Source organism: Rhodococcus sp. KB6 (assembly GCF_001445685.1).
In the GTDB taxonomy this organism is placed as follows: domain Bacteria; phylum Actinomycetota; class Actinomycetes; order Mycobacteriales; family Mycobacteriaceae; genus Rhodococcus_F; species Rhodococcus_F qingshengii.
Window position 1 is genome coordinate 1 of the sequence record NZ_LNAK01000072.1, and the last position, 2,904, is coordinate 2,904.

A 2,904-nucleotide genomic window follows, 5' to 3' on the forward strand; every position below is an offset into this window, starting at 1 on the left:
GTCACTGCGGCGACATCCCGCCAGCAGAGTACGAGAAGACGTTCTACGCTACTGAGCAGGGTGAGCAGGCCTTGGTTGAAATCAAATAGCCAGAGCCTCCATCAGACCCAGGGCGATTCATCATTGCCAAAGACACCATCGAAGAGAAGGTCATGGCGCTCAAAGCCAAGAAGTCGGCATTGTTCTCGAATGTCATGGACGCCGAAGGCACACTGGGCACCGGACTCGACGCCGAGGATCTTCGCGCGCTGTTCGAGTGAGGTGCCTATTCGGTCGAACCGCACCTACCCGCTCACGGTAATGTGAGTCGCGAACGGACAACACAGAACTCCCGAACGAAGAAATCCACTTCGTTCGAACGAGAGGAACCTGAATGGGCGTCACACTTGCCAAGGGCGGCAACGTATCTCTGTCGAAGGCCGCACCCAATCTGACCAAGGTCGCAGTCGGTCTCGGCTGGGATGCACGCAGCACCAGTGGTGCCGACTTCGACCTCGACGCCAGCGCGTTGGTCACCGGCCCGGAGCGCAAGGTCCTTTCCGACCTTCACTTCGTCTTCTACAACAACCTTCGCTCGCCCGACGGATCCATCGAGCACACCGGCGACAACCTCACCGGTGAAGGTGACGGCGACGACGAGGTCATCAACGTCGACCTCCCGGCTGTACCGCCCAACGTCACCAACATCTTCTTCCCCGTCTCGATTCACGACGCCGATGCGCGACTCCAGTCCTTCGGACAGGTCACCAACGCCTACATCCGCGTCGTAGATCTGTCGAACGGCTCCGAACTGGCACGCTACGACCTCTCCGAAGATGCATCCACCGAGACAGCCATGCTTTTCGGTGAGCTCTACCGCCACAATGGCGAATGGAAGTTCCGTGCAGTCGGACAGGGATACGCATCGGGACTGGCCGGAATCGCCCGCGACTACGGCGTGAACATCTGATCTCTATCGGTACACGAAACGGGGTTCGATTCGGCATTGCCGGATCGAACCCCGTTTCGGTTGTCTGCGTCGACGCGCGAGTTAACGCCGCAGGATCGCCCTCGCGAGGTGAACAGCCCAGGGCGAGTCCGCTTTGCTGCCGAACTTCCCCAGCTCGTACCCCGTAGCGCCGATCAATCCGAGCACCTCTACGGTGCTCCCTGACGTGTCACGTCTGGGAGTCTGAGCCCCAGCCATCAGGATGCTCGACGACCGAATCGACTCCAGCGCTCCCGCGACGAAACGATGACGATCCGCCGGCGACATGCCGGCGGCTACGGCAAGGAGGACGAGGAGTTCCACCGCTCTCTGCGAGCCGCAGGGCGCAACCGGAACTCCCTCGACGATCACCGACCACGTCATTGACGCGTCCCGCTCTGCCGACTGTCCCCGCTTCGTCAGAACAATCTGCCCTTTGTGCTTTCGCACCAGGCCGAACTTCTTGAGCACTGCGAAGAGTGATCGCCCTTGGGGAAGGTTTACAGGTCCCAGTTCAGGTTCGTCGAGCATCGCGTCGACCGTCGTGAAGAAATCATCGGCACCGATCCCTTCGACACCGATCAGAGCCAGAACCGCTTGAATGCGTTGGCCCGCCTCGACGTGGACCAATTCCCCGATTGCCGACTGATCGTCAATGCCTGCTCGGGCGAGGACCGCATGCAGTTCCGGGACTCGCGAGGGTCCCAGGCATTCGACGAGCTTCGCAATGTCGTACGACGCGGCGATCTCGTCCGGTCTAGGACTATGCAGTCGATTATTGACCTCAGCGATCTCGAATCGTGTCGGCTCGAATTCAGTTTGTGGCCATTCGAGGGTCCATTCATGGGAGCGCAGCTTCTCCGAAGCGAGAACACCGAGGAGTTGCTCGTACTCGTCAGGTCCGACGCATTCCTCCGGCGGACAAGCACCGCGACCCGCGGCACACACAACTTGGAACCCTTCGGGCAGTACTTCGGAAGATTCAAGTGTCAGCGTGTGGCGCCAGTTCCCGAAGCGTCCGTAGCGATAACTGATTTCATCGCCAGGCGAAACCATGACCTCGTCCAGGCGTACCGCGGACTCTACGATCGCCGCTCGGCCGGCCCGACGCTGCTCGGCGTTGCTCCCGGAAGCTACGTACTCTTCGACCTCGCCGGGAAATCGGCTGCCGGACTTGGACCACGCGTGCGATTGACGGTCACTCCACCCCATTGCCCGTTGAACCACCGAATGCAGGTCATCCAGATTCAGATCCGACGCGACGAGGATTCGTCGCCAGATCTGAGTGGAAACATTGTCGACACTGATACGTATCGCGTATTGCGCCGGTACCGCGCGCCTCTTCGAACGCAACGATCGCGCAATCTGAATGCCCCCACGCCCTCCGCCAGCTTCTAGTACAAACCTTTGCAGTTCTTCAGGTTCCGTCGGAACGAGTCGCAAATGCGACACCCTCGAGCTGCTCAACCCCACCATGAGACTCAGCCTAGGCCAAAGTGCTAGGGACGAAGGCACAAAATCGGAGAGTACTTCGGACTTATGAGACGGTTCACAATCTATACCTTGGCTAACAAGTCGCTACGTGCGTCGGCGGCGGCATCTTCCTCGCCCAATTCCTGCCCTGATGGTGAACGTACCGTTCCCCTCGCCTAAGAGGGTGAGCGTGTCGTTCACTCGATCCCGGACGGGGTGGTGAGCCCGCTGTGCCCGCCCCTTTGATGGTGCGAACGGTACGTTGGGTCGATCTGAGGCGACGAAAGTGCCGTTCGCTCGAAGTCGGGGGTGCCGGCGGGGGTGCTTTCGGGTGTTGGCGGGGTGGGGTGTTTTGGGTATGAGAAAGCCCCCCAACCAGTACTGGTTGGGGGGCTTCTCTAATGTGTGTTCGGCGGTGTCCTACTCTCCCACACCCTGTCGAGTGCAGTACCATCGGCGCTGAA

General features: G+C 60.1%; 2 protein-coding genes. One reads left to right on the top strand and one right to left on the bottom strand.

Features of this window, described 5'->3' with window-relative positions:
* Positions 1-373: 373 nt before the first annotated feature.
* Positions 374-949 carry a TerD family protein gene (locus tag ASU23_RS12185; RefSeq protein ID WP_003940660.1) on the top strand — a complete coding sequence of 192 codons (576 nt, stop codon included), beginning with the start codon at positions 374-376 and terminating at the stop codon, positions 947-949.
* Positions 950-1,030: 81 nt separating this feature from the next.
* On the opposite strand, the gene ASU23_RS12190 is transcribed toward ASU23_RS12185, so the two are convergent.
* Positions 1,031-2,320 (bottom strand): plasmid pRiA4b ORF-3 family protein, encoded by a 1,290-nt coding sequence (locus ASU23_RS12190; RefSeq protein ID WP_253741316.1) that lies wholly within the window; start codon positions 2,318-2,320, stop codon positions 1,031-1,033.
* Between the last annotated feature and the right edge of the window lie 584 nt (positions 2,321-2,904).